28 protein-coding genes are annotated in these 24,468 nt (G+C 72.6%); 16 read left to right on the top strand and 12 right to left on the bottom strand.

Features of this window, described 5'->3' with window-relative positions:
* Positions 1-44: 44 nt before the first annotated feature.
* Together I4I81_RS25865 and I4I81_RS25860 are read right to left on the bottom strand one after the other, a co-directional pair.
* Positions 45-1,124 carry an inositol-3-phosphate synthase gene (locus I4I81_RS25865; protein ID WP_218603146.1) on the bottom strand — a complete coding sequence of 360 codons (1,080 nt, stop codon included), beginning with the start codon at positions 1,122-1,124 and terminating at the stop codon, positions 45-47.
* 13 nt (positions 1,125-1,137) lie between these two features.
* Positions 1,138-1,698 (bottom strand): PadR family transcriptional regulator, encoded by a 561-nt coding sequence (locus I4I81_RS25860; protein WP_218603147.1) that lies wholly within the window; start codon positions 1,696-1,698, stop codon positions 1,138-1,140.
* Between the two features lie 202 nt (positions 1,699-1,900).
* Between I4I81_RS25860 and I4I81_RS25855 the strand changes: the two genes are divergently transcribed.
* From I4I81_RS25855 to I4I81_RS25840, 4 genes are read left to right on the top strand one after another with little or no spacing between them, the layout of a single operon-like run.
* The gene (locus tag I4I81_RS25855; RefSeq protein WP_218603148.1) at positions 1,901-2,296 is read left to right on the top strand and encodes a DUF5318 family protein; all 396 of its coding nucleotides are present in this window, start codon (positions 1,901-1,903) and stop codon (positions 2,294-2,296) included.
* Between the two features lie 55 nt (positions 2,297-2,351).
* Positions 2,352-4,928, top strand: coding sequence for a transglycosylase domain-containing protein (locus I4I81_RS25850; protein ID WP_226363574.1), 2,577 nt, complete (start codon positions 2,352-2,354; stop codon positions 4,926-4,928).
* The gene (locus tag I4I81_RS25845) at positions 4,925-6,472 is read left to right on the top strand and encodes a glycosyltransferase family 87 protein (RefSeq protein WP_218604964.1); all 1,548 of its coding nucleotides are present in this window, start codon (positions 4,925-4,927) and stop codon (positions 6,470-6,472) included. Before I4I81_RS25850 ends, I4I81_RS25845 begins: the two co-directional genes overlap by 4 nt.
* On the top strand, positions 6,469-7,065 hold the full coding sequence (locus tag I4I81_RS25840) for an NUDIX hydrolase (RefSeq protein ID WP_218604963.1): 597 nt from the start codon (positions 6,469-6,471) through the stop codon (positions 7,063-7,065). The genes I4I81_RS25845 and I4I81_RS25840 overlap by 4 nt, the downstream gene beginning before the upstream one ends.
* Here the strand turns inward: I4I81_RS25840 and I4I81_RS25835 are convergent.
* Together I4I81_RS25835 and I4I81_RS25830 are read right to left on the bottom strand one after the other, a co-directional pair.
* Positions 7,019-8,407, bottom strand: coding sequence for a glycosyltransferase family 87 protein (locus tag I4I81_RS25835; protein WP_372453662.1), 1,389 nt, complete (start codon positions 8,405-8,407; stop codon positions 7,019-7,021). The genes I4I81_RS25840 and I4I81_RS25835 overlap by 47 nt on opposite strands.
* Positions 8,404-9,174, bottom strand: a complete 771-nt coding sequence (locus I4I81_RS25830) for a deoxyribonuclease IV (RefSeq protein WP_218604962.1) — start codon at positions 9,172-9,174, stop codon at positions 8,404-8,406. The genes I4I81_RS25835 and I4I81_RS25830 overlap by 4 nt, the downstream gene beginning before the upstream one ends.
* A 244-nt stretch (positions 9,175-9,418) precedes the next feature.
* Here I4I81_RS25830 and rpsF point away from each other — a divergent pair, with 244 nt between their 5' ends.
* From rpsF to dnaB, 5 genes are all read left to right on the top strand, one after another.
* The gene (gene rpsF, locus I4I81_RS25825) at positions 9,419-9,760 is read left to right on the top strand and encodes a 30S ribosomal protein S6 (RefSeq protein WP_218604961.1); all 342 of its coding nucleotides are present in this window, start codon (positions 9,419-9,421) and stop codon (positions 9,758-9,760) included.
* 10 nt (positions 9,761-9,770) lie between these two features.
* Positions 9,771-10,319 (top strand): single-stranded DNA-binding protein, encoded by a 549-nt coding sequence (locus I4I81_RS25820; protein ID WP_218616398.1) that lies wholly within the window; start codon positions 9,771-9,773, stop codon positions 10,317-10,319.
* A gap of 55 nt (positions 10,320-10,374) precedes the next feature.
* Positions 10,375-10,611, top strand: coding sequence for a 30S ribosomal protein S18 (gene rpsR, locus I4I81_RS25815; protein WP_094923024.1), 237 nt, complete (start codon positions 10,375-10,377; stop codon positions 10,609-10,611).
* A 15-nt stretch (positions 10,612-10,626) separates the two neighbouring features.
* On the top strand, positions 10,627-11,073 hold the full coding sequence (rplI, locus tag I4I81_RS25810; RefSeq protein WP_218604100.1) for a 50S ribosomal protein L9: 447 nt from the start codon (positions 10,627-10,629) through the stop codon (positions 11,071-11,073).
* A 575-nt stretch (positions 11,074-11,648) separates the two neighbouring features.
* Positions 11,649-13,064, top strand: a complete 1,416-nt coding sequence (dnaB, locus tag I4I81_RS25805; protein WP_225924695.1) for a replicative DNA helicase — start codon at positions 11,649-11,651, stop codon at positions 13,062-13,064.
* Between the two features lie 21 nt (positions 13,065-13,085).
* Here dnaB and I4I81_RS25800 read toward each other — a convergent pair whose 3' ends face one another.
* Positions 13,086-13,553 (bottom strand): cupin domain-containing protein, encoded by a 468-nt coding sequence (locus I4I81_RS25800; RefSeq protein WP_218604101.1) that lies wholly within the window; start codon positions 13,551-13,553, stop codon positions 13,086-13,088.
* Between the two features lie 66 nt (positions 13,554-13,619).
* Here I4I81_RS25800 and I4I81_RS25795 point away from each other — a divergent pair, with 66 nt between their 5' ends.
* Positions 13,620-13,979, top strand: a complete 360-nt coding sequence (locus tag I4I81_RS25795; protein WP_226363573.1) for a winged helix-turn-helix transcriptional regulator — start codon at positions 13,620-13,622, stop codon at positions 13,977-13,979.
* Here the strand turns inward: I4I81_RS25795 and I4I81_RS25790 are convergent.
* From I4I81_RS25790 to I4I81_RS25775, 4 genes are all read right to left on the bottom strand, one after another.
* A complete protein-coding gene (locus tag I4I81_RS25790) occupies positions 13,966-14,235 on the bottom strand; it encodes a DUF3040 domain-containing protein (RefSeq protein ID WP_218604102.1) in 270 nt (89 codons plus the stop codon). The genes I4I81_RS25795 and I4I81_RS25790 overlap by 14 nt on opposite strands.
* A 112-nt stretch (positions 14,236-14,347) precedes the next feature.
* The gene (gene pcaD, locus I4I81_RS25785; RefSeq protein WP_218604103.1) at positions 14,348-15,112 is read right to left on the bottom strand and encodes a 3-oxoadipate enol-lactonase; all 765 of its coding nucleotides are present in this window, start codon (positions 15,110-15,112) and stop codon (positions 14,348-14,350) included.
* Positions 15,109-15,840 carry a CoA-transferase subunit beta gene (locus tag I4I81_RS25780; RefSeq protein ID WP_218604111.1) on the bottom strand — a complete coding sequence of 244 codons (732 nt, stop codon included), beginning with the start codon at positions 15,838-15,840 and terminating at the stop codon, positions 15,109-15,111. Before I4I81_RS25780 ends, pcaD begins: the two co-directional genes overlap by 4 nt.
* 32 nt (positions 15,841-15,872) lie before the next feature.
* Positions 15,873-16,697: a CoA transferase subunit A gene (locus I4I81_RS25775; protein WP_226363572.1), complete on the bottom strand. Its 825-nt coding sequence runs from the start codon at positions 16,695-16,697 to the stop codon at positions 15,873-15,875.
* A gap of 113 nt (positions 16,698-16,810) precedes the next feature.
* Here I4I81_RS25775 and I4I81_RS25770 point away from each other — a divergent pair, with 113 nt between their 5' ends.
* Together I4I81_RS25770 and I4I81_RS25765 are read left to right on the top strand one after the other, a co-directional pair.
* Positions 16,811-17,647, top strand: a complete 837-nt coding sequence (locus tag I4I81_RS25770; protein ID WP_218604104.1) for an aldo/keto reductase — start codon at positions 16,811-16,813, stop codon at positions 17,645-17,647.
* A gap of 139 nt (positions 17,648-17,786) precedes the next feature.
* Positions 17,787-17,984: an RNA methyltransferase gene (locus tag I4I81_RS25765; protein ID WP_218604105.1), complete on the top strand. Its 198-nt coding sequence runs from the start codon at positions 17,787-17,789 to the stop codon at positions 17,982-17,984.
* On the opposite strand, the gene I4I81_RS25760 is transcribed toward I4I81_RS25765, so the two are convergent.
* Entirely contained in the window at positions 17,949-19,151 is a 1,203-nt protein-coding gene (locus I4I81_RS25760; protein ID WP_226363571.1) for an AI-2E family transporter, read from the bottom strand. The genes I4I81_RS25765 and I4I81_RS25760 overlap by 36 nt on opposite strands.
* 333 nt (positions 19,152-19,484) lie before the next feature.
* Between I4I81_RS25760 and I4I81_RS25755 the strand changes: the two genes are divergently transcribed.
* The 3 genes from I4I81_RS25755 to I4I81_RS25745 all read left to right on the top strand — a co-directional run bounded on the left by I4I81_RS25755 (position 19,485) and on the right by I4I81_RS25745 (position 21,884).
* Positions 19,485-19,946 (top strand): hypothetical protein, encoded by a 462-nt coding sequence (locus I4I81_RS25755; protein WP_218604107.1) that lies wholly within the window; start codon positions 19,485-19,487, stop codon positions 19,944-19,946.
* A 248-nt stretch (positions 19,947-20,194) separates the two neighbouring features.
* A complete protein-coding gene (locus I4I81_RS25750) occupies positions 20,195-20,584 on the top strand; it encodes a hypothetical protein (RefSeq protein WP_218604108.1) in 390 nt (129 codons plus the stop codon).
* A gap of 346 nt (positions 20,585-20,930) precedes the next feature.
* On the top strand, positions 20,931-21,884 hold the full coding sequence (locus I4I81_RS25745; RefSeq protein WP_218602238.1) for a hypothetical protein: 954 nt from the start codon (positions 20,931-20,933) through the stop codon (positions 21,882-21,884).
* Positions 21,885-21,999: 115 nt separating this feature from the next.
* Here I4I81_RS25745 and I4I81_RS25740 read toward each other — a convergent pair whose 3' ends face one another.
* On the bottom strand, positions 22,000-23,301 hold the full coding sequence (locus I4I81_RS25740; RefSeq protein WP_218602237.1) for an amidohydrolase family protein: 1,302 nt from the start codon (positions 23,299-23,301) through the stop codon (positions 22,000-22,002).
* On the bottom strand, positions 23,298-23,927 hold the full coding sequence (locus I4I81_RS25735) for an NYN domain-containing protein (RefSeq protein WP_218602236.1): 630 nt from the start codon (positions 23,925-23,927) through the stop codon (positions 23,298-23,300). Before I4I81_RS25735 ends, I4I81_RS25740 begins: the two co-directional genes overlap by 4 nt.
* Before the next feature lie 43 nt (positions 23,928-23,970).
* Between I4I81_RS25735 and paaI the strand changes: the two genes are divergently transcribed.
* On the top strand, positions 23,971-24,396 hold the full coding sequence (paaI, locus tag I4I81_RS25730) for a hydroxyphenylacetyl-CoA thioesterase PaaI (RefSeq protein WP_218602235.1): 426 nt from the start codon (positions 23,971-23,973) through the stop codon (positions 24,394-24,396).
* The last annotated feature ends 72 nt before the right edge of the window (positions 24,397-24,468 follow it).

The raw sequence follows: 24,468 nt of genomic DNA, 5'->3' as shown, positions 1-24,468 counted from the left end.
CGGGCGGCGTGAAGGTGGCCATGCTGCAACCAGAAGTGGGGGTGTCAGTCGTTCCGGTCGCCCCGGATGAAGTCCTCGACCGCGTCGCGGGCCTCGCTGTCGCTGTACTGCACCGGCGGGGACTTCATGAAGTAGCTGCTCGCCGACAGGATCGGGCCGCCGATGCCGCGGTCCTTGGCGATCTTCGCGGCGCGCACGGCGTCGATGATGATGCCGGCGGAGTTGGGCGAGTCCCAGACCTCGAGCTTGTACTCCAGGCTCAGCGGGACGTCGCCGAACGCGCGGCCCTCGAGGCGGACGTAGGCCCACTTGCGGTCGTCGAGCCACGCGACGTAGTCGGACGGGCCGATGTGGACGTTGTCCTTGCCCATGTCGCGGTCGACCTGCGAGGTGACCGACTGCGTCTTGGAGACCTTCTTGCTCTCCAGCCGCTCCAGCTCCTTCATGTTCAGGAAGTCCATGTTCCCGCCCACGTTGAGCTGCATCGTGCGGTCGAGCTGCACGCCGCGGTCCTCGAACAGCTTCGCCAGCACGCGGTGGGTGATGGTGGCGCCCACCTGGCTCTTGATGTCGTCGCCGACGATCGGCACGCCCGCGGCGCGGAACTTCTCGGCCCACACCGGGTCGGAGGCGATGAACACCGGCAGTGCGTTGACGAACGCCACGTTCGCGTCGATGGCCGCCTGGGCGTAGTAGCGGTCGGCCGCCTCGCTCCCGACGGGCAGATAGGACACGAGCACGTCGGCGCGGGTCTCGCGGAGCACCCGGGCGACGTCCACGGCCTCCTCGTCCGCCTCGGTGATCGTCTCGCGGTAGAAGCGACCCAGCCCGTCGAGCGTGTGGCCGCGCTGCACCGGCACGTCCAGCGGCGGCACGTCGGCGATCTTGATGGTGTTGTTCTGGCTGGCGCCGATGGCCTCGGAGAGGTCGCGGCCGACCTTCTTGGCGTCCACGTCGAACGCGGCGACGAACTCGATGTCGCGGACGTGGTAGCCGCCGAAGTCGACGTGCATCAGGCCGGGGACGCGCTGTGTGGGGTCGGCGTCGGCGTAGTACTGCACGCCCTGGACGAGCGACGCGGCGCAGTTGCCGACGCCGACGATGGCGACACGAACCTGGCTCATGGCCGGCTCCTTCTCACTCGGGGTGGGTCTCGGGGGCGTCGCGGCGCTCCGCCCGTTCGTTCTCGATCAGTTCGTTAAGCCAGCGGACCTCGCGCTCGGAGGTGTCGAGCCCCAGCTGGTGCAACTCGCGGGTGTAGCGGTCGATCTGCTCGCCGGCCCTGGCGAGCGCGGAGCGCAGACCTTCCCGGCGCTCCTCGACGGCCCGGCGCCTGCCCTCCAGGATCCGCATCCTGGCCTCGGCGGGGGTCCGCGAGAAGAACGCGAGGTGGACGCCGAAGCTCTCGTCGTCCCATGCCTGCGGCCCCGACTCGGACAGCAGTTCCGCGAAGCGCTCCTTGCCCTCCGCGGTGATCCGGTAGACCTTCCTGCCGCGCCGCGACCACGCGCCCGGCTCGGACTCCGGGCCGGTGTCCTCGACGATGAGCCCGGCCCGGGTGAGCCGGCGCAGGGCCGGGTAGAGCGAGCCGTAGGAGAAGAGACGGAACCCGCCCAACCGGACCCCGAGCTGCTTGCGCAACTCGTAGCCGTGCGCGGACGCCTCGTGGAGCAGGCCGAGGATCGCCAGCTCCAGCACGCGGACCCCCTCCTGCCCCTGTGGGCCCGTTTCGTCGACGCCGTTGTTCCGACCCATCATATCGCCGCGATACATCTGCGCGACGGGTCGAGACACTCGTCACTGCGGTCGGAGCCGACCACCCGCCGATCACCGACCGCTCGTCGGGCCGGTCACCGGGCGTTCTCCCCACCCCCTCCGGCGGCCCGCGTACCCTGACCGGGTGCGCACCCAGCGGCAGGTGGTCGACTACGCGTTGCAGCGCCGGGCGCTGCTCGCCGACGTCGCCTCCGGACGGGTCGGTGCGGCGTCGGTCTGCGACGCGGGCCCGTACCTGCTCCGGGCCGCCCGCTTCCACGGCGAGCAGACCGACCTGCCCTGCCCGCTGTGCCACAGGGAGAACCTGACGAACGTGTCGTGGATCTTCGGCGACGCGCTGAAGCACGCCTCCGGCTCGGCGCGCAAGCCCGCCGAGCTCGACGAGCTGGCCACGCACTACGACGACTTCTCCGTCTATGTCGTCGAGGTCTGCCGGACCTGCAGCTGGAACCACCTCGTCCTGTCCTACGCACTGGGCACCGGAGCCCCCACCAAGCGACGCCGGACCGCGGCCGAGTGAACTCCCCACACTCGCGGCGCGTGTACCGGACACCCCCGATCCACAGGAGCCAGTGGTGACCGACCAGCGCGACCCCCGCCTCGGCAGGGGACGTCCCCCCGGCCACGCGGACCTGCCCGCCGGTCCCCGACCGGGTCCCGTTCCCCCGCCCCGCCCGCAGCGCCCGGGCGGCGCGCCGCACGCGCAACCCCCGCACGCGCAGCCCCCGCCCGCGCAGGCCCCGCACGCGCAGGCCCCGTACGGGCCGCCGCCCGGCTCGTACGGTCCGCCGCCCGGGGCCCGCCCCGGCGGTCCGCGCCAGGCCGGGCCGCCGGCGCCGCCGCCCGGCCGGGTCCCCCCGCAGCGCCACCTGCCCCCCGCGGCCCCCGAGGAGCGCGCCCCGTACCGCTCCGGCGACATGCCGCTGCTCACCCACGAGGAGACCGGATCCGCGGCGGTCGCCCGCACCCACGCCGTCGCGTTGGCCGAGCGGCCCGAGCGCGAGAGCCGTCCCGAACGGCGGGGCCCCGCGCCCCGCGGCCGCAGCGTGTGGTCCCGGGTCCGGCGCGCGATCTACGTCCTGCTCGGTCTGCTGATCCTGGGCCCGGTGATCGCGTTCGTCGTCGGCTGGCTGATCTTCCCGGTGCCGTCCTCCGACGAGCTGGCGGTCGACCAGGTCTCGCAGTTCACCTTCGCCGACGGCTCACCGCTGGCCACCGTGCGTCCCGAGGGGGTCAACCGCCGGGTCGTCCTGCTCGACGAGGTCCCCGTGCCCGTCCGGCAGGCCGTGCTCGCCGCCGAGAACCGCTCGTTCTACAGCGACCCCGGCTTCGACATCACCGGCATCCTGCGAGCGGTCTACAACCAGCTCACCGGCGGCGTCGGCGGCGGGTCCACGATCACGCAGCAGTACGTCAAGGTGATCACCGGGGAGGACGACTTCTCGCTGATCCGCAAGTACAAGGAGGTCGTGCTCGCGGTGAAGATCACCCGCGAGCAGACCAAGGACGAGATCCTCGAGAACTACCTCAACGTCATCTACATGGGCCGCAGCTCCTACGGAATCCAGGCGGCCAGCCAGGCGTTCTTCGGCAAGGACGTCAAGGACCTCACCGTCTCCGAGGGCGCGATGCTGGCCGGCATGATCCAGGCGCCGTCGCGCTGGGACCCGGCGAAGGACCTCGAGGGGTCGCAGCGACGCTGGACCTACGTCATGGACCAGATGGTCGACGCGGGGTTCATCACCCCGCAGGAGCGCGCCGCCGACGCGTTCCCGACGAACTACCTGCCGGAGGCACCGGCCCTCGACGGCATCCCTGCCGACGACCGCGGGCACATCTACGAGCGGGCCCGCGACGAGGTCATCGCCCGGGGCATCGTCACCGAGGGCGAGTTCAACACCGAGGGCCTGACGGTCACCACCACCGTCGACCCGGCGCGGCAGCGGGAGGCGGCCGAGGCCGCCGTCGAACAGCTCGACGGCGAGGACCCCGACCTGCGCACCGCGCTCGTGGCGATCGATCCGCGCACCGGCGCGATCCAGTCCTACTACGGCGGTAGCGACGGGCAGGGCACCGACTACGCCGGGCAGGGCCTGCGCCCGCCGGGCTCGTCGTTCAAGCCGTTCGTGCTGGCCGCGGCGATGGCGCGCGACCCGTCCATCGGCCTGGGCAGCACCTACGACGGATCGTCGGGGCAGACGCTCGCCGGCACCGTCGTCGACAACTCCGAGGGCTTCGACTGCGCCCGGTGCACCGTCGAGACGGCGATGACGCGCTCGATCAACACGATCTTCTACCAGCTCGGCCTCGACGCCGGGCCACAGAACGTGATCGACACCGCGCACGCCCTCGGCATCCCGGACAACCTGTTCAACGAGGCCCGCGGCGGGGTCGCGCTCGGCGACCAGGACGTCCACCCGATCGACATGGCGTCGGCGTACGCCACGCTCGCGGCGAACGGGGTGTACCACGAGCCGTTCCTGGTCTCGCGGGTCACGGCGGCCGACGGTCGCGTGCTCTACGAGCGGGCCGAGAGCGCGGGCGAGCAGCGGATCGACCCGGGCATCGCCCGCAACGTCACCGAGTCGATGCTCGCCGTCGCCGAGTCCTCGCGCATCGGGCTCTCCGGCGGCCGCGAGGTGGCCGGCAAGACCGGCACCCAGCAGCACCCCACGCTCGACCGGCAGAACAAGGACGCGTGGATGGTCGGCTACACGCCGTCGCTGGCCACCGCCGTGTGGCTCGGTACCGACGGCAGCAAGCCGATCCAGACCGCGGGCGGCTCGCCCATCTACGGCCGCATGATCCCGGGCTCGATCTGGCAGAGCTACATGAACGCGGCGCTGCGCGGCACGCCGAACGAGGAGTTCTCCCCGTTCGTCGCGCTGGGTGCGCCGCCGTACGTCGAGCCGACCGCCACCCCCGAGCCGGACAGCAGCTCCGGGGACGAGAGCTCCGACAGCCGCGACGGCGACAACAACGGCGACAACAACGGCGACGGCGACTCCGGCAACGGGGACAACGGCAACGGCAACGGCAACAACGACGGGAACGGCGACAGCGGGAACAGCGGCGACGGCAACGGCAACGGCGACAGCACGTTCGGCGGCTTCCTCGACAGCAATCCCGGCAACAGCGACGGCGACGGGTGAACCGTCCCGACCCCGCGACAGGACCCCGCGGCGTCGGGACGCAGGAGTCGGCCGATCCCGCGCGGCCGGCCGTCCGGGTCGTCCCGACGTGGTCGGAGCCGCTGGCGGCGGCCGCGAGCCGGGTCGTCGGGGGGCCGTTGGGTCGCCACGCGTTGATCGGGCGATCGGCATTCTGGACGCCTCTGCGGGTGGTCCTGCTGGTGGCCGTGGCCGTCCTCGCGCTCGGCTGGCTGGGCAAGTCGCCGTGCCTGCAGCAGTACAGAACCGACGAGGGCGGCTTGGCGCTGGACTGGCGCGAGAGCCGCCAGTACGTCGCGATGTGCTACTCCGACACCGTCCCGCTGTGGAGCATCGAGAACCTCGACGACCCGTCGGCGCTGCCGTACCGCGACCCGTGGTTCGAGAACGCGGGCGAGCCGGACGAGGCGGTGCGGTACATGGAGTACCCGGTGCTCACCGGGTTCCACCAGTGGGCGGCGGCCCGGTTCGCCGACGGCTGGCGGGTGATGGCCGACGCGGTCGGCTGGCTGCCGTCCGGGCTGCCAGTCGTCGTCTACTTCGACGTGTCCGCGGCCTGGCTGGCGCTGGCGTGGCTGGTCACGGTGTGGGCGGTGCACGCGCTGCGCCCGTCGCGGCCGTGGGACGCCGTGTTGGTGGCCCTGTCCCCGCTGGTCGCCGTGCACGTGTTCACCAACTTCGACGCGCTCGCCGTGGCCGCGGCCACCGCCGGGATGCTCGCGCTCGCCCGCAACCGGCCGCTGCTCGCGGGGGTGCTGCTCGGGATCGGCGGCGGCTTCAAGTTCTACCCGCTGCTGCTGCTCGGACCGATCCTGCTGGTGGGGCTCCGCCGGTGGTACGACGGCTCCGGTGGGCTCGCCCCCGCCCTGCGCACGGCCGGGGCCGCGCTGGTGACGGTCGTGGCCGTCAACCTGCCGGTGGCGCTCGCCTGGCCCGTCGGGTGGGCGGAGTTCTTCCGGCTCAACCAGACCCGCCCCGCCGACCCCGACTCGATCTACTTCGCGATCAGCCACTTCAGCGGCTGGGCCGGCTTCGACGGGCAACTGGCCCCCGGTGAGCCGCCCGCGGTGCTCAACCTCGTCTCGCTGGTGCTGTTCGCCCTGTGCTGCGCCGCGATCGCGGCCCTCGCCTGGTGGGCACCCCGGACACCGCGGCTCGCGTCGCTCGCCTTCCTCGTCGTCGCGGCGTTCCTGCTGGTCAACAAGGTGTGGAGCCCGCAGTACTCGCTCTGGCTGGTGCCGCTGGCGGTACTCGCGCTGCCCCGCGCCCCGATCCTGTTGGCCTGGATGCTGATCGACGCGCTGGTCTGGGTCCCGCGGATGTACTACTACCTGACCCCGGCGAACATGGGCCTGCCCCCGGAGTGGTTCCTCGGCGCGGTGCTGTTGCGCGACGCCGCCGTGGTCGGGCTGTGCGTCCTGGTGGTCCGCTCGGTCCTGCGGCCCGTCACCGATCCGGTGCGCGCCGTCGGCCTGGAGGACCCCGACTGGCCCTCGCCCGTCGCACCCGTCAAGGTCGCGGCATGACCGACCGATCCGACGTCGCCACGGCACTGGCGGCCTTCAGCGCGTGGCCGATCGACCGCCCGGACCTCAAGCGCTCCGCGGTGGGGATCGTCCTCGTCGAGGAGCCTGCGGGCCCGGCGTTCCTGCTGACCCGCCGCGCGTCGACGCTGCGCCGCCACACCGGGCAGTGGGCGCTGCCCGGTGGCCGCACCGACCCGGGCGAGGGCCCGGGCGAGACGGCCCGGCGCGAGCTGTTCGAGGAGCTGGGTCTCGGACTCGACGACTCCGCCGAGATCGGGGTTCTCGACGACTACGCCACGCGCTCCGGCTACGTCATCACGCCGGTCGTCCTGTGGGCGGGGCCCGTCGGCGAGCTGACGCCGAACCCCGACGAGGTGGGCGAGGTGCACCGGGTGCCGCTGGAGCTGATCGACGTGGAGCCGCGCTTCCTCACGATCCCGGAGTCGGACGCACCGGTGATCCAGCTCCCGTTGTTCGACCGCTTCGTGCACGCCCCCACCGGCGCCGTGCTCCACCAGTTCCGCGAGGTCGTGCTGCACGGGCGGGCTACGCGGGTGGCGCACCTGGAGCAGCCGGTGTTCGCGTGGCGCTGACCCCGCCCCGGGAGAGGGGATCGGGCAGCCTCAGGAACATCACGAACAGCACGACCAGCAGCACCGCCCGGCCCCACACCCCGACCACGACGGCCTGGGCCGCCACCCCGTCGTAGATGCCGCCCTCGCCGGCCTTGAACGCGTAGAACCAGCGGAAGATCCCGATGCCCATGACCGCGTCGGCGACGAGGTACGCCGCGATCCAGCTCCACGGCACCGCGAGCAGCACGAGGAACGGCAGCAGCCACAGCGTGTACTGCGGCGAGTGGACCTTGTGCAGCAGCATGAACCCGCACAGCATCGCCGCGCTCACCGCGATCCACGGGTAGCTGCCCTCGCGCCGGAACCGCCACCAGCCCACCCCGGCGGCCACCGCGAACGCGAGCAGCACCAGCAGCGGCGAGACGAGGTCGACCGCGTCCTGGAAGTCGAGGTTCTCCGGGTCGGACCCGGGACGGAAGCCCCAGTACCAGATCGAGTTCGTCGTGAGGTCGACGTTGCGCAGCTGCTGGAAGGTGAACGACGCCCGCCATCCCTCGTAGCCGATCACCGCGAACGGCAGGTTGACCAGCACGACCGTGGCCGCGGCGGCGAGCGGGACGCGCAGCGCACCGCGCCAGTCGAGCGAGCCGGGCCGCGACTGCGCGAGCACGTACAGGGCCAGCGGCAGCACGAACGCGCCCGGGTACAGCTTGAGCGCGAAGCCCAGCCCGAGCAGCACCGCGGCGACGGTGGCCCGGTCGGCGAGCGGGCGGTCGCCACCCCGCCCGTGCATCACGTAGATCGCGCCCACCGCGCAGGCGACGACCGGCAGGTCCCAGTTGTGGAAGGCGTAGAGCACCAGCGGCGGCCCGACCGCCCACAGCAGTGCCCGCCAGCGCGCGAGCCGCCCCAGCATCCAGCCGGTGAGCAGACCGAACGGGGCCATCAGCACCGCTGAGGCGAGCAGGAACGCGCCGTCGGTGTGGGCGAAGAACGCGCCCGCCCAGATCAGCAGCCCGGTGAGCACCGGGTACTCGACGACCCCGCCGACGAGCTGTCCGTCGGGGGTGATCGACCCGGAGACGTAGGGGAAGACGTGCTTGTCGACGTCGCGGCCCAGCCACAGGTACTGGATGTCGGAGTAGCAGACGTCGCGGTCGACGCGGATATCGTAGTCGGGCTGGCTGCGGCCCGCCGCGTCGTACTCCGGGCCGGTGCAGCGCGCCTTGTTCGCATAGCCCAGCAGCATCGTCAGGCCGGTGAGCAGTACGAGGACGGCGACGACGACCCGCGTGCCGGCCCCGGCGCCGCGGGCGGCCCGCTCGGGCGCCCGCGGGACGTCGAGGGCCGTGCGCGTCACCGCGTCAGCCGCTCACGGAGGAACGCGATGTCCTTCGCCTGGCCCTCGGCCGGGGTCTCGACCACCACCGGCGCGTCGGCGGCGGCGCACACGGCGGCCAACACGTCGGGCTCGATGGTGCCGGAGTCGATGTTGGCGTGCCGGTCGCGCGCGGAGTCGAACCCGTCGCGGGAGTTGTTGAGGTGCACCAGGTCGATCCGGCCGGTGATCGCCCGCGCCCGGTCGACGACACCGACGAGCTCCTCGCCGCCCGCGTACGCGTGGCAGGTGTCGAGGCAGAACCCCGCGCCGAACTCGCCGATCGCGTCCCACAGCCGGGCCAGCGCGTCGAAGCGGCGGGCCATCGCGTGGTCGCCGCCCGCGGTGTTCTCGATGAGGATGGGCACCGCGAAGCCGCCGTCGTCGGCCTGGCGGGAGAAGAACTTGCGCCAGTTGTCGACGCCGGTGGCGGCGTCCTCCCCCTGCGTGACGTGCCCGCCGTGCACGACCAGCCCGATCGCCCCGACCTCGGCCGCGGCCTCCGCGTGCTGCACGACGAGCTTGCGCGACGGGATGCGGACGCGGTTGTTGAGCGAGGCGAGGTTGACGACGTAGGGGGAGTGCACGACGACCGCGACATCGCTCGCGCGCAGCTCCGCGGCCTGCGGGTGCGGCGGCGGCTTCTTCCAGCCCTGCGGATCGGCCAGGAACATCTGCACGATGTCGGCGCCCCGTTCGGCCGCCGTGGCGACCGGGTCGTCCTCGTACACATGGGCCCCGATGAGCATGGTGCCGAGGATAGTGTCCGGCACCGGCGGTCTCCGGTGCGCACTCCCCGCACCGGGCCCGTGCCGGTGCCGGGTACGCGTGTTCGCGCTGGTAGCCTCGTCGAGACACCCCGACCGGCGTCCCTCTGGACGCTGTCGTCGCACCCCCATCACCATCGCGGGGCCCGATTCTGTCGGGGTGCTCTGAGAACCTCCTGCCGCGGACGTACCGCGGCCGTCAGACCGTAGGAGGTGAGTGGTTCTCATGCGCCATTACGAATTGATGATCATCCTGGACCCCAGCCTGGACGAGCGCACCGTGACGCCGTCGCTGGAGCAGTTCCTCACCGTCGTGAAGAACGACAAGGGCACCGTCGAGAAGATCGAGGTCTGGGGCAAGCGCCGCCTGTCCTTCGAGATCCTCAAGCACGCCGAGGGCATCTACGCCGTCATCGAGATCACCTGCGAGCCGGCCACCGTGTCCGAGCTCGACCGCCAGCTCGGACTCAACGAGTCCGTGCTGCGCACCAAGGTGCTGCGTCGCGAGCCGAAGAAGAAGCGGACCGCCCCGGCGCCCGCCGTCGCGGCCGTCGCCGCGGCGAGCTGAGGCGGGCCCGATGGCCGGCGAGACTGTCATCACCGTGGTCGGCAACCTCACCGCCGATCCGGAGCTGCGGTTCACCCCGTCCGGCGCGGCGGTCGCCAACTTCACCGTCGCGGCCACGCCGCGCACCTTCGACCGCGCTTCCGGCGAGTGGAAGGACGGCGACGCGCTGTTCATGCGCTGCAACGTGTGGCGCCAGGCGGCCGAGAACGTCGCCGAGACGCTCACGCGTGGCATGCGCGTGATGGTGTCCGGTCGGTTGCGGCAGCGCTCCTTCGAGACCCGTGAGGGCGAGAAGCGCACCGTCGTGGAGCTCGAGGTCGACGAGGTCGGCCCGTCGCTCAAGTACGCCACCGCCAAGGTCAACAAGGTCAGCCGTGGAAGCGGCGACGGCGGGGGCTTCGGCGGCAGCGGGAGCGGCGGCGGATCCGGAGGCAGCTCCGGTGGCGGCGGCTACAACGGCGGCGGCGGATCCTCCCGCGGTGGCCAGAACGACGACCCGTGGGGCTCCGCCCCGCCCGCCGGGAGCGGCCCCGCCGCCGACGACGAGCCCCCTTTCTAGATCCACCCCCTCCCGCGCTCGCGCGCGGTGACCGAGAACCACCAGGAGTACCCCCATGGCCAAGCCCGTCCTGCGCAAGCCGAAGAAGAAGGTGTGCGCGTTCTGCAAGGACAAGGCCCAGGACATCGACTACAAGGACACCGGCCTGCTGCGGAAGTTCATCTCCGACCGCGGCAAGATCCGGGCCCGTCGCGTCACCGGCAACTGCCGTCAGCACCAGCGTGACGTCGCGGTCGCGGTCAAGAACTCCCGCGAGGTGGCCCTGCTGCCCTACACCTCGACCGCCCGATAAGCGAGGACTGACCAGATGAAGCTCATCCTCACCGCCGACGTGCCCAACCTGGGTGCGCCCGGCGACATCGTCGAGGTCAAGGACGGCTACGGCCGCAACTACCTGCTCCCCCGCTCGCTGGCCATCACGGCCACCCGCGGCGCGGAGAAGCAGGTGGCGTCCATCAAGCGCTCCCAGCAGGCGCGGCAGATCCGCGACCTCGGGCACGCCAAGGAGGTCGCCACCCAGCTCGGTGACCTCAGCGTCACCGTGAAGGCGAAGGCCGCCGGCGACTCGGGCCGACTGTTCGGCTCCGTCACCACGGCCGACATCGTCGAGGCCGTGCGGGCCGCGGGCGGTCCCGCCCTCGACAAGCGCGCCGTCGACGTGCCGCAGATCAAGACCACGGGTTCGCACGCGGTCACGGTCCGGCTGCACCCCGAGGTCACCGCCGAGGTCCGGGTCGCCGTCGTCGGCCAGTAGCAGTACCCGCCGGTTCACCGGCACCGATCACGCACCGTCACCGGGGCGGGGTCCGGGCTCCGCGCCCGGGTCCCGCCCCGGCGTCGTTCCTCGACGGGTCGCGGCGCCCTGCCCCCGCGGCGCGCGATGACACGCCGGATGGGTACGCCCGCGTCGACGAGTGACCGTCCCGATGCGCCGGGTGGGGATCGTTGCGACACGCCGAAGGCGGCGTGTCGCGCGACACGCCCACAATGTTGTCCACAACCACCGATCATGCTCTGAGCTGCGAAGATACCGCTTATCGGCGAGTTGTCCCCACTTTGTCCACAGCACGCTCCCGACGCCGTCCAGGGCATCCACCGATCCGTGCACAGGTCCTCCCCAGGTTCGTGCACAGGCCTGTTAGGCGGGTGCGGTCCGAGCGCCTACCTTCGGACGCAGGTTCGATCGACGAGCCGGGCGACGCCGACCGTTCACCGAGCGGTGGACGGGAGTTCGCCCGTGCGTCTCGAACGCTCGTTCGATATACTGGAAGTGGGGGTGACGCTGCGTATGAGCCGGATCCGGGTGACCCGAACACAGGTGGCGCACGCATGGCACTGACCGACGACCGGCCGGCCGGGCGACGGCCGGGCTCCGACCGTCCGCTGCGGCCCGCGGGCGAGGGCGGCGAGGGTGGCTCGCCGTTCGACCGCCAGCCCCCGCAGGACCTCACGGCCGAGCAGTCCGTCCTCGGCGGCATGCTGCTGAGCAAGGACGCCATCGCCGACGTCGTCGAGGTGCTGCGCCCCGACGACTTCTACAAGCCCGCCCACCAGACGGTCTACGACTGCATCCTCGATCTCTACGGCCGGGGCGAGCCCGCCGACGCCGTCACGGTCTCGGCGGAGCTGCAGCGCAAGGGCGACCTCATCCGCCTCGGCGGGGCCCCCTACCTGCACACGCTCATCGCCACGGTCCCCACCGCGGCCAACGCCGCCTACTACGCCGAGATCGTCGCGGAGAAGGCGATCCTGCGGCGGCTGGTCTCGGCCGGCACCCGCATCGTGCAGCTGGGCTACCACGGCGCCGACGGCGCCGACGTGGCCGATGTCGTCGACCGCGCGCAGGCCACGCTCTACGACGTCAGCGACCGCTCCACGAGCGAGGACTACGTCGCGCTGGAGGAGCTCCTCCAGCCCACGATGGACGAGATCGACGCGATCGGGTCCCGCGGAGGGGCGTCGGTCGGCGTGCCCACCGGTTTCGCCGACCTCGACGCGGTCACCAACGGCATGCACCCGGGCCAGATGATCGTCGTCGCGGCCCGGCCGGGTCTGGGCAAGAGCACGCTGGGCCTCGACTTCGCACGCTCGTGCTCCATCAAGCACGGCATGACCAGCGCGGTGTTCTCCCTCGAGATGAGCAAGTCCGAGATCGTGATGCGCCTGCTCTCGGCCGAGGCCCAGATCAAGCTGGCCGACATGCGCGCCGGCCGGATGAGCGACGAGGACTGGACGCGCATGGCGCGGCGGATGAGCGAGATCAGCGAGGCGCCGCTGTTCATCGACGACTCGCCCAACCTCACGCTGATGGAGATCCGGGCGAAGGCGCGGCGGCTCAAACAGCGTCACGACCTGAAGCTGATCATCCTCGACTACCTCCAGCTCATGACCTCCGGCCGCAAGGTCGAGTCGCGCCAGCAGGAGGTCTCGGAGTTCTCCCGGCAGATCAAGCTGCTGGCCAAGGAGCTCGAGGTGCCGGTCGTCGCGATGAGCCAGCTCAACCGCGGCCCCGAGCAGCGCACCGACAAGCGGCCGATGCTGTCGGACCTGCGAGAGTCGGGCTCGATCGAGCAGGACGCCGACATGGTGATCCTGCTGCACCGCCCTGACGCGTTCGAGCGCGACGACCCCCGCGCGGGCGAGGCCGACCTGATCCTGGCCAAGCACCGCAACGGGCCCACCACCACGATCGTCGTCGCGCACCAGCTGCACTACAGCCGGTTCGCCGACCTCGCCCACGGCTGAGGCTCAGCGCAGGTCGGCCGGTCAGCGGAGGTTGACCTGGTCGTGCCGCAGCGCGATCGCGTCGATCTCCGCGGTCGTCGGTGGCACGTCCCGGTCGGCCAACGCCGCCATCTCGGCGAAGTACTCCTCGCGGGGCTGCCCGGCCGGGGTGAACAGGATGAGGAAGCGCGTCTCGTCGTCGCCGTCGGGTCGGAACGCGTGCACGCCGCGGCGCGGCACCCGGACGAGGTCGCCGCTGCCCGCCGAGGTCCACAGGTCGCCGGTGCGCACCGCGAGGCGCCCGGACAGCACGTAGAACGACTCGCTGAACCCCTCGTGGTAGTGCGGCAGCGCGCCGGGCGCACCCGGCGACAGACGCACCTCGAACAGCCCGTACTCCTGCTCCGTGGTCGAGCCGGGGGCCACGATGACGGTCGTCATCACCGGTGAGGTGATGACCGCCTGCTCGGCGACGGTCCGGATGACGGCGTCGGGTCCGGGGAGGCTCATGTCCACGACGCTAGGACGGCCGGTCCGCAGCCGGAAGACCGCACTTCCGCGTGCTATAGGTACCTGGTGGTGCCCACCCGACGCGAGACCGGCGACGAGATCGTGATGCGCGCCCAGTGCCCGACGCACCGGCTGATGGGCGTGATCGGCGACCGCTGGTCGGTGCTCGTGCTCATCGCTCTGCACGATGGCGGGGAGACGCGCACGGCGGACCTCAGGCGGGCGGTGGAGGGCGTCAGCCAGAAGATGCTCACGCAGACACTGCGCCGGCTGCAGGACCACGACCTGGTTTCCCGGGCGGTGGAGGCCACCGTCCCGGTGTCGGTGAGCTACACGCTCACCGACCGCGGCCGCGGCCTCTGCGCCGCGCTCGCGCCGCTACGGGCGTGGGCGGAGACCCACGTCGACGACCTCAGGCGGGACTGAAGCCCGCGGCGCCGTTGCGCTGGAAGGCGACGACCAGTGCACCCGCGGCCACCGCCATGCCGAGCACCGCGACCGGGACCGCCATGACGGCGGACCCGAGCACCATCAGCGCGAGCCCGAGCACCAGGAGAAGGCTGGGGTTGACGCCGGCGCGGCGCGGGGTCGCAGCCCGGAAGAGCTGGATGAACTCCGGATCGGTGATCGCCAGGTGGTGCTCGATCCGGGCGAGGACCTGTCTCTCACGGTCGTTCAGCACGTGCGATCGCCTCCGATGGAGCTCGTGTCCGATCCCGAGCTCCTCGTCGACCCCGGTACCTCCGTCGGGCTCAGAATAGGCGGCGGCAGGCCTGGCTAAACGGAGGGGTTGGTCACGCTGTGGAGTTGCCGGCGATCAGCTCAGCGGCTTGCTCCGATTGCTCAATCGTCGCGAGGTGCGCGGCGTCGAGGACCTCCAGTCGGGCACCCGGGATGCCCTCGACGATCGTGCGCGCGTGCGGCTCGACCGGCGTCGACGGGTCCGCGGAGCCGGCGATCACCAGCGTGGGGGCGGTGATCGCGCCGAGGCGCGGGCGGTGGTCGAAGTCGCGCAGCGCCGCGCAGCAGGACGCGTACCCGTCGTCGGGCGTCATCGCGACCTGTCCGACGGCCCCGGCGACGACCTCGGGACGAGCGTCGGCGAAGGACGGGGTGAACCAGCGCGACACGATCGTCGCGGCGATCGGCGCGGTGCCGCCGGACTCGACGGCGGCGATCCGGTCGACCCACACGCTCGGGTCCGGCCAGTACGACGACGTGCAGCACAGCGTCAGCGCGCTGATCCGCTCGGGCGCCTCGGACGCCAGGTGCATGCCGACGCACCCGCCCATCGACAGGCCGCAGTAGGCGACGCGGTCGAGGCCGAGTGAGTCGAGCAGGGCCAGGACGTCGCCCGCCATGTCGGCGATCGTGTACGGACCGGGCGGGACGGGCGAGCCGCCGTGGCCGCGGTGGTCGACGCGGATCACCCGGAACCGCTCGGTCAGCGGTTCGACCTGGGGGCTCCACATCTCGACGGTGGAGCCGAGCGAACCGCACAGCACGATCACGGGCGCGTCGCGCGGGCCCTCGTCGACGTGGTGCAGGGCGACGGTCACGACGCGCCCACCGTCTTCAGCCCGCGCAGCGTCGAGAGTTCCTTCTCGGTGGGCGGTGCGGTGATCTTCAGGTCGGGCGAGATCTCCAGCTCCCAGCCGGTCTCCGCGTGCACCTGCTCGATCGTGATGCCGGTGTGCAGAGCCGTGAGCACCAGCTCCGCCGACTCGGGGTCGGGTTCGAGCACGCCGAGGTCGGTGATGACCCGGACCGGTCCGGCGCCGCGCAGGCCGAGGCGGGCGCGGTCGCCCGGGCCGGACCCGTGGCCGACCGACGTCACGAAGTCGACCTGGCTGACGAACGCCCGCAGCCGCTGGCGCATCACGACGATCACCTCGCGGCACGACGCCGCGATCTCCGGCGCCCCGCCGGACCCGGGCAGCCGCACCGACGGCTCGGCGTACTCGCCGATGACGGTGGTGTTGATGTTGCCGAACCGGTCGATCTGGGCCCCGGAGAGGAAGCCGACGTCGATCCGCCCGGGCTGCAGCCAGTAGTTGAAGATCTCCGGGACCGAGACGACCGACAGCGCGGACTCGGCGAGGATCCCGTCGCCGATGGACAGCGGCAGCTCGTCGGGCTCGGTGCCGATGGTGCCCGACTCGTAGATCAGGACGAGGTCCGGCGCGTGCAGGCGGCGGGCGAGGTTGGCCGCGGTGGACGGCAGCCCGATCCCGACGAAGCACGCCTGGCCGTCGCGCAGCGCGCGCGACGCGGCGACGCTCATCATCTCGTCGGCGGTCCACGTGAGCTCTGCGGTCGTCACGACGCGTTCTCCTTCAGGTCCTTGAGCCACACCGAGAACGCCTCGCGGTCCCGGCTGACCTTGTCCCACGCCTTGTACGCGGCGTTGTCGCGGTCGTAGTAGCCGTGGGCGTAGGACGGGGCGGCGCCGCCGGGGGCCACCACCACCGCGTCGAGCACCCAGCTCGGGAGCACGACCGCACCGGGTACCGGCGTCAGCTCGTCGACGATCTCCTCGACGGTGACGATCGCCCGCTGCGCCGCGAGCACCGCCTCCTTCTGCACGCCGAGGATGCCCCAGAACTGCACGTTGCCCGCGCGGTCGGCGCGTTGCGCGTGCACGATCGACACGTCGGGGTTCAGCGCCTTCACCGCGGCGAGCTCCTCGCCGGTGAACGGGCAGGTGACCGTGGAGATCGTGTCGGTGTGCTCGGGCAGCTCCGTGCCTGCGTAGCCGCGCAGCACCGCGAACGGCAGCCCGGACGCCCCCGCGACGTAGCGGTTGGCCATCCCCGCGTGGCTGTGCTCCTCGATCTGCAGCGGCACCGGCCAGCCGGCGCCCAGCGCGTCGCGCATGCGGTGCAGGGACCCGACACCGGGGTTGCCGCCCCAGGAGAACACCAGCTTCGACGCGCAACCCGCACCGATCATCTGGTCGTAGACCAGGTCGGGGGTCATGCGCACGAGCGTGAGATCCCGACGGCCCTGACGGATGATCTCGTGTCCCGCCGCGAACGGGATGAGGTGCGTGAAGCCCTCGAGCGCGACGACGTCCCCGTCGTGCACGAGCTCGGACACGGCCTGCGGCAGGGACTGGATCTTCGATGACGCGATCTTTGCCACGGCGGAACGCTAGCCCCCGCCGCCTGGCCCGGCAATTGCGCGTGACGCGGTCGGCGCGGCGACGACCGTCACGATCGGCTGCAGGTCGGTCGCGGACCGTGGAACGTGAGGTGATGACCTCCTCCTTCCGCATCGGCGACGGGCCGGCCGTGAACCGGCTCGGCTTCGGCACCATGCAGCTCACCGGGCCCGGCGTGTGGGGCCCGCCCGCCGACCCCGACGCCGCGATCGCGGTGCTCCGCCGGGCCGCCGAGCTGGGCACCGACCTGTTCGACACCGCCGACTCCTACGGCCCCGAGGTCGCCGAGGACCTGCTCCGGCGTGCCCTGCACCCGTACGCGGGCCTGACGATCGCCACGAAGGCCGGCCTGCTGCGCACCGGACCCGGTGAGTGGCACCCGTGCGGGCGGCCGGAGTACCTGCGCCAGCAGTGCGAGATGTCGCTGCGGCGTCTGGGCGTGGAGCGCATCGACCTGTTCCAGCTGCACCGCGTCGACCCGGCCGTCCCCGCCGACGAGCAGTTCGGCGTGCTCGCCGCGCTGAAGGCCGAGGGCAAGGTCGCCGAGATCGGGCTGTCCGAGGTGGGGATCGAGCAGATCGAGCAGGCCCGCCGGACCGTCGACGTCGCCACGGTGCAGAACCGCTACAACCTCGTCGACCGCGCGAGCGACGCCGTACTGCGGTACTGCACCGAGCAGGGCATCGGGTTCGTGCCGTGGTTCCCGATCGCCTCGGGCCGCCTCGCGGAGCCCGGCGGGCCGGTCGCCGAGACCGCCGAACGCCTCGGGGCCACCGCGTCGCAGGTGGCGCTCGCCTGGCTGCTGCGCCGGTCGTCGGTGATGTTGCCGATCCCGGGCACCTCCTCGCTCGCCCACGTCGAGGAGAACGCCCGGGCCGCCGAGCTCGTGCTCGACCAGGAGACCGTGGAGAAGCTCGACGCCGCGGCGTAGGTTCCCGATCATGGATCCCGGGAGCAGGAGCACCGCCCCGCGCCGGTGAGCGCCCCGCGCATCCGTACCCGCAGCGAGCTGCGCCGGCGCCGCAGGCCACGTCGGCACCCTGCCGGGACCACATCGTCGGCGCCCCGTTGTGGCCGCTGCACGGCACGAACTCGGCACCCCGCAGCACACCGTCGTGGTGCTCGGGCCACAGGAGCGACGGCATCCGCCGGAGGCGTCGGCACTGCTCGCCCGGGTCGTCGAGATCCCCGTGATCGGCACGGGGAGCAGCCTCGACGTCGCCGTAGCCGGATCACTCGTCGCGTACCGACTCGCCGGGCTGGTCTGAGGCGGGGCTGCGCAGCCGGCGCAGGGACAACCGGATCCGGCCCGGGGCCGGCGACGGTAGCGGGGGCCCGGGCTGGGCCTGGCGCGGGTCGACGGCGTCGATCGTGTCGGGGGCGGGTTCGGCGTCGGCGGTCAGCGACTTGACCGCGGTATTGAGCACGGCCAGCAGCGGCACGGCCAGCAGGGCGCCGGTGATCCCGGCGACGACGACTCCCGCGGCCACCGCCAGCACCACCGCGAGCGCGTGCAGTCGGACCGCCCGCCCCAGCAGCAGCGGCTGCAGGATGTGGCCCTCCAGCTGCTGCACCCCGATGACGATCAGCAGCACGATCAGCGCCGGGATCGGGCCGTTCGCGACGAGCGCCACCAGCACCGCGACACCACCGGTGACCACCGCACCGACCGTCGGCACGAACGCCCCGAGGAAGACCAGCGCAGCCAGCGGCACCACCAGCGGCACGCCGACGATCGCCAGTCCGAGCCCGATGCCCACGGCGTCGACGACCGCCACCAGTGCCGTCGCGCGGACGTAGCCGACGAGGCAGGCGAACGCGCGCCGCCCGGCCGCGTCGACGCGGTCGCGGCGCACCCTCGGCGCCGCGCGGAGCAGGAAGCGCCAGATCACCGGGCCGTCGTAGAGGAAGAAGATGAGCGCGAACAGGGCGAGTGCGGTGCCCGCGGCGATCTCGGTGACGGTCGCCGCGGTGCTGAGCGCGCCGGAGGTCAGCGCGTTGCGGTTGTCGCTGATCGTCTGCCCGAGCTCGGCGGGCAACGTGCGCAGGACGTCGGGCGGCAGCGTGAACGGCGCACCGGAGAGCACCCGCTCGATCGAGCCGAAGCTCTTCCTCAGCTGCTCCTGCAGTGCGGGGAAGCCGCCGATGAAGGTGTTGACGACGAAGGAGAGCAGCCCGCCGAGCAGCGCGAGGCCGGTGACGAGCACGAGTGCGGTGGCGACACCGCGGGGCACGCGGCGGGTCGTCAGCCACTGCACGGCCGGCGCGAGCAGGGCGGCCAGCAGCACCGCGATCGCCACCGGGATGACGACGACGCGCAGCTGCACGACGAGGTAGATCAGCAGGGCCAGTGCCGCCGCGACGACGAGCAGGCGCGCGCACACCTCGGAGGTGACGCGCAGCGGTGTGGGGATCGGCGATCGCCGTTCGGTCACGATCCGCACGGTAGCGCTCTCCGGGGGCCGTGGATCCGTGGTACCGACGCGGACGTGGCCCGGGATCCGGTGGCGGTGCCGGCCGCGGGGCACGAGCTCGACCTCGGCGGTGACGAGCTGACCTCGCCCACCGTCGACGCCCTCGACCTGACCCGCATGACGCTGGACGGGGCCTGCCCGCTACGCCCTCAACGCCTACGGCCTGACGACCGCGGAGCTGGTCGCGGAGCTCGCCGAGACACCGCGCGGGGATGGTCCGGCTCGAACAGGCACAGGTCGGCGCTTTCCGCGATTCCCCGACATTGTGGCTGGGCCGTTCGGCACGCGGATTCCGTGCTTCTCGACGGATTCGCCTACGGTGCGTTGAACGACACCCGGTCAGTGGACGTCCGAAAGCGGCTCCATTGCATCGCTCGGGTGAGTGATGGCTACGCTCCGGCGTTCTGCGACCGATTGTCCGCCGCGTACCAGTGCGCGAGGCAGGACGAGATGGCCGAGCCGGTGCTCATCGCACGGCAGCACCGACGCTACGCCACGACCGGTCCGGCGGCCCGGATCCGAGGTGCGCTGCAGCGCTGGACCGTGGGTCACGGGTACCGCCCGTGGCTGGCCGTGTGCTGGTCGATCGGCGTGTGGGCGCTCGGGACCGACTGGTTCGCGTTCCACGAACGGTGCCGATCGACGCCGACCAGAACCCCCGCCTCGAATCCCCGGTTGTTCGCCGCCGACATGCCGCCCCCGATCGTGGACCTCGGGCAGGACGGGTACCGGCGGCTCGTCGGCGCGTCGCAGTAGATCGCCGGTGCGCTCGTCTCCGCGGGCTGGATCCTGGCCACGACGGCTGCAGCGGGCGCTTCCCGGACACTCAGGAGAGTGTGATCGGGAACAGAGTCCACCCGAACGAGCGTAATCTTGCCGAATCGCTGTAACCGTCGCCCCCGAACCGTTTCCCCGAGCGAGTGTCCCCCGTTGTGGCTATCAAGTGCGCTGAACGGTCCACATGAGCGGTGCACTCGGAGCAGCGGAGGTGCGTGGTGTCGGACGTGGTCAGGGGATACGGCGAGATGCGGCGATCGGCCGTCCACGGAGGCGGTGCCGCGGGGCGGCACGCCGTCAACGAGGACGCGGTGCTGACCCCGATCTTCCACGCGCTCAATCGCGTGGACTGGCCCGGCCGCCGGGCCGAGGGGCCGGGCCGCAGGCGGCAGGACGCGCCGGCCCCCAGCGAGGTGGACGAGTTCCGCCGCGACCCGCTGACGGCGCCGATCCCGGTACAGGCCTTCGCGGCCGCCGCGGCGCCCTCGCCCGTGCTGCCACCGCGGGTCCCGCGGCGCCGCCGGTCGGCGACGACGGACTCGGGCGCCCACGCGCTCGTCGAGCCGCGCGAGGGCGGACGACACCACTTCCGGCTGGAGAGCGCCGGAAGTCGTTGAGACGACCGCCGCCCCGGATCGTGCCGGGGCGGTGGGATGTGCGGTCGGCTGGGGAGCGGACCGCACGCACGGACGGGGCCGGCGGCCCGCGGGGAGGCGACGACGGACCGCCACCCCGCGGCCCCGGCCCTTCCTACGTCCACCCCCACCCCGCCCGCGAGTCGCCACTTCCCCGCCCGCGAGTCGCCACTTCTCCGCCCGCGAGTCGCTGTTTCCCTGCCCGCGAGCGCCACTTCTCCGCCCGCGAGTCGCCCGACGGCGGGCGAGTTGTCCACATCGGTCGTCGACCATCCCCAGGTTCCGGGTTCGTCGTCGCAACCGGGCCGCTGGCCGTCACCGTCGAGGGATGTTCCCGATGGATGTCCCCCACGGCGCGTGCCTGCGCCGCGACGCGGTCCGGTTGATCGGCGAGAAGCGGGTCCGATCCGCGATCGCCGACGGCACGTTCGCCACCCCCTGGCCGGGCGTGGTGGTCGATCCGGCCCGCGCCGCCGAACCGCTCACCGTCGTCGCGGCCGGATTGCTCGCCGGCGGACCGGAGGCCCGCGCGTCGGGACCGACCGCCGCGTTCCTGCACGGGTTGGACGCCGTCGATCCGACACCGGTGGATCTCCTCGTCCCCTACGGCAGCACGCGCCGGACCGGCAGGGGCCTCGTCGTCCACAACGGGCGCGACCTCGTCGACGACACGACCGAGATCCACGGCCTCCCCGCGCTCTGCCTCGGTCGCGTCCTGTCCGATGTGCTGTGCAGCCGACGGCACCAGGACGCGCTCGCTCTGGTGGACCAGGCCCTCGCCCGGTTGCCCCCCGAGCAGCGGGAGGCGTTCCGGGCCACGCTGCACGACCGGTTGCGGCGCAGGCCCGATCCCCGGGGCACCCGGGTCGGAGCCCGACTGCTGGACCTGGCGACCGGACTCGCCGAGTCCCCGGCGGAGAGCTGGATGCTGTGGCGGATCGTCGACCTCGGGTTCCCCGTCCCGGAGGTCAACCACTCGATGAACGACGTCCAGGGGCGTCCGCGGTGGCGGCTCGATCTGAGCTGGCCGGCCCTGCGGATCGCCGTCGAGTACGACGGGCGTCTGGCCCACCTGGACCGGACCGAGCTGGACGGGATGCGCGTCCAGGCGCTGCGGGGCCTCGGGTGGATCGTCATCGTGGTGGACGTCGACGATCTCCGGAGCACGCTGCGGGTCGAGCGGGAGCTGCACGAGGCGTTCGTGGCTCGGGGGCTCGACCCCCGCGGTCGTACGGCCGGGGCGCTCCGCCCCCGACCGCATCGGGAACGACTCGTCGGATGAGCGACTCGGGGGCGGAGAGGCAGCGACTCGCGGACGTGGAGCCGGCGATTCGCGGGCCGGGAAGCAGCGACTCGCGGGCCGGTTCCGAGGAACTCGCCGGGGACGGTGGCCTGGGTCAGGCGCGGAGGCGGGTGGCCACGTCGCGGATCGCCGCGGTGGTCTCCGCGCGGGTCACCCGAGTCGGCTCGCCGTCGGCCAGCACCTGTTCACCGGCCACCCACACGTCGCGCACCAACCTGGAACCGCCCGCCCACACCAGGTTCGACAGGAGCTGGGCGTCGTCGGCGGGGTCGGTGAAGACCGGGTCGTCGAGGTCGACGTGCACCAGATCTGCCCAACGGCCGGGCTCCACCGCACCGAGGTCGTCGCGACCGATCGCGGCCGCTCCGTCGCGGGTCGCCATCAGCAGCAGCTCCGACGCGGTGAGCGCGGCCGCGTCACCGCTGGTCACACGCGCAAGCAGGCCTGCGAGACGGGCCTCGGACCAGACGTCGAGATCGTCGCCGGAGGCGGGGCCGTCGGTGCCCAGCCCGACCCGCACGCCCGCGCGGCGCAGCGCGGTGACCCTCGCGATCCCCGCGGCCAGCTTCGCGTTCGAGCCCGGGCAGTGCGCCACGGCGGTGCCGCGCGCGGAGAACAGGGCGATGTCGTCGTCGGAGAGCTGGATCGAGTGGGCGGCGAGCACGCGGCCGTCGAGGACGCCGAGGGCGTCGAGCAGAGCGGGCACCGAACCGTGCGACGCGCGCGCGGCCGCGTCCTCCTCCTCCGCCTCGGCGACGTGGACGTGCAGCAGCGCGCCCCGGGCCTGCGCGTGCTCGCCGATCGACGCGAGAGCCTCGGGCGGCAGCGTGTACGCGGAGTGCGGCCCGTACCCGAGCTCGACGCGCCCGTTCACCACGCCGTCGGCGTCGATGCGGGCGGAGATGTCGTCGCGCATCTGCTGCCACGTGCCGAGTCGGTCCCAGCCGGGGGCCGCGATGACGCCGGGCGTCAGCACGACGCGGGAACCGACGGTGTGCACGGCGTCGAGCACGGCCTGGGTGTGGAAGTACATCTCGACGCTCGTGGTGCAGCCGGTGCGCAGCAGCTCGACGCCGCCGGCCGTCATCGCGGCGCGCACGTCGTCGCCGGTGAGCCGGGCCTCCATCGGCCACATGACCTCGTGCAGCCAGCGCAGCAGCGGCAGGTCGCCGCCCGCACCGCGCAGGGCGAGCATCGGGGTGTGGGCGTGGGTGTTGATCAGCCCGGGCAGCAGGACGCCGGGCAGCGCGCGCACCGGGGCGTCCGACGCCGGAGCCGACGCGCGGGGCCCGACGAAGGTGATCCGGCCGTCGTCGGAGACGTCCACGACGCCGTCGCGCAGCACCGAGCACGCCGGGTCGCACGGAAGCACGACCGGCGCGGTCAGGCGGATCACCGGCGGGGCTCCAGCAGCGAACGCAGCGAGCGGAACGGCGGGAGCCAGGCGCCGCCGTCGGGCAGCGAGTCGAGCGTGATCCGCGGGAGCGGCTCGCGGAAGACGCCGTCGATCTCCTCGAGGTCGACGAACTCCATCACGTCCGACGCCACCGCGAACGTCGCGTGCTCGCGGAACCCGATGACCGTGACGTAGGTGCCCCTGGCCCGCAGCTCCTCCAGCGGCTCGCGGAACGCGCGGCCGTCACCGGAGGCCACGACGACGTGCTCGAGCAGCCCTTCGTCGGCGCGCAGGCGGATGTGGGCGAGCATGTCGTCGTCGACGTCGGAGTCGTCGGAGATCTTCGGCTTCGCAAACACCGCGAAGCCGACGTTGCGCAGCGCCTCCACCCAGGGGCGGACGACCTCGGTGCTGCCGGGGACGACGTTGGTGAACACGGTGGCCTCGGCGAGCGACTCCGGCCCCGCGAGGTCGAGCAGCCAGCGCCCGACCGCGTCGAACCGGGGGCGGAAGGCCGCCGTCGGCCGGGCGCCCAGGAGCGAGCCCAGGCTCATGTCCATGTTCGGCGCGTCCCAGACCAGCAGCACCCGGGGGGCAGGCGGCGAGGTCGGCGCGGGGGTCGTCATGGCCCGGACCCTATCCCCCGGCCCCGGATAGCATCCCGCCACGATGACCGAGCCCACCGAGATCGCCCGCCGCACCTCCGCCGCCATGGAACGCACCGACGCCGCCGCCCGTGGTGCGGGCATTCGGCTGCTCGACGTCGGCCCCGGAACGGCCGTCGTCACGCTGACGGTGGCCGAGCGCCACCTCAACGGGCACGGCATCTGCCACGGCGGGTTCGTGTTCCTGCTCGCCGACGCCGCACTCGCCCATGCGTCCAACAGCCACGGCGTCTCCGCGGTCGCCGCCGGGGCCGACATCACGTTCCTGCGGCCCGGTGCGTTGGGCGACGAGCTGGTCGCGACGGCCGTGGAGCGGGCGCTGGCCGGTCGCTCCGGGCTCTACGACGTGACGGTCCGGGCGGGCGACGTCGTGGTCGCGGAGTTCCGCGGCCGCACCCGCCAGGTGCCCGGCCTCGCGGCCCCGGGCTGAGGGCGACGGACGCAGGACCCGCGACTCGCGGGCCCGAGAACAGCGACTCGCGGGCGCAGATGTAGCGACTCG

The sequence above is a fragment of the Pseudonocardia abyssalis genome, from assembly GCF_019263705.2.
Classification (GTDB): Bacteria; Actinomycetota; Actinomycetes; order Mycobacteriales; family Pseudonocardiaceae; genus Pseudonocardia; species Pseudonocardia abyssalis.
The sequence above is the reverse complement of the archived record's forward strand: the minus strand, read 5'-3'. Positions and strand labels throughout refer to the sequence as shown.

Bases quoted from the DNA above. Each gene is read 5' to 3' on its own strand.
- paaI (WP_218602235.1), top strand. From the start codon at position 23,971: ATGACCGAGCCCACCGAGATCGCCCGCCGCACCTCCGCCGCCATGGAA.
- I4I81_RS25800 (WP_218604101.1), bottom strand. From the start codon at position 13,553: ATGAGCCTCCCCGGACCCGACGCCGTCATCCGGACCGTCGCCGAGCAG.
- dnaB (WP_225924695.1), top strand. From the start codon at position 11,649: ATGGCACTGACCGACGACCGGCCGGCCGGGCGACGGCCGGGCTCCGAC.
- rpsF (WP_218604961.1), top strand. From the start codon at position 9,419: ATGCGCCATTACGAATTGATGATCATCCTGGACCCCAGCCTGGACGAG.
- I4I81_RS25745 (WP_218602238.1), top strand. From the start codon at position 20,931: ATGTTCCCGATGGATGTCCCCCACGGCGCGTGCCTGCGCCGCGACGCG.
- rplI (WP_218604100.1), top strand. From the start codon at position 10,627: ATGAAGCTCATCCTCACCGCCGACGTGCCCAACCTGGGTGCGCCCGGC.
- I4I81_RS25735 (WP_218602236.1), bottom strand. From the start codon at position 23,927: ATGACGACCCCCGCGCCGACCTCGCCGCCTGCCCCCCGGGTGCTGCTG.
- I4I81_RS25865 (WP_218603146.1), bottom strand. From the start codon at position 1,124: ATGAGCCAGGTTCGTGTCGCCATCGTCGGCGTCGGCAACTGCGCCGCG.
- rpsR (WP_094923024.1), top strand. From the start codon at position 10,375: ATGGCCAAGCCCGTCCTGCGCAAGCCGAAGAAGAAGGTGTGCGCGTTC.
- I4I81_RS25770 (WP_218604104.1), top strand. From the start codon at position 16,811: ATGACCTCCTCCTTCCGCATCGGCGACGGGCCGGCCGTGAACCGGCTC.
- I4I81_RS25840 (WP_218604963.1), top strand. From the start codon at position 6,469: ATGACCGACCGATCCGACGTCGCCACGGCACTGGCGGCCTTCAGCGCG.
- I4I81_RS25820 (WP_218616398.1), top strand. From the start codon at position 9,771: ATGGCCGGCGAGACTGTCATCACCGTGGTCGGCAACCTCACCGCCGAT.
- I4I81_RS25780 (WP_218604111.1), bottom strand. From the start codon at position 15,840: ATGATGAGCGTCGCCGCGTCGCGCGCGCTGCGCGACGGCCAGGCGTGC.
- I4I81_RS25830 (WP_218604962.1), bottom strand. From the start codon at position 9,174: ATGCTCATCGGGGCCCATGTGTACGAGGACGACCCGGTCGCCACGGCG.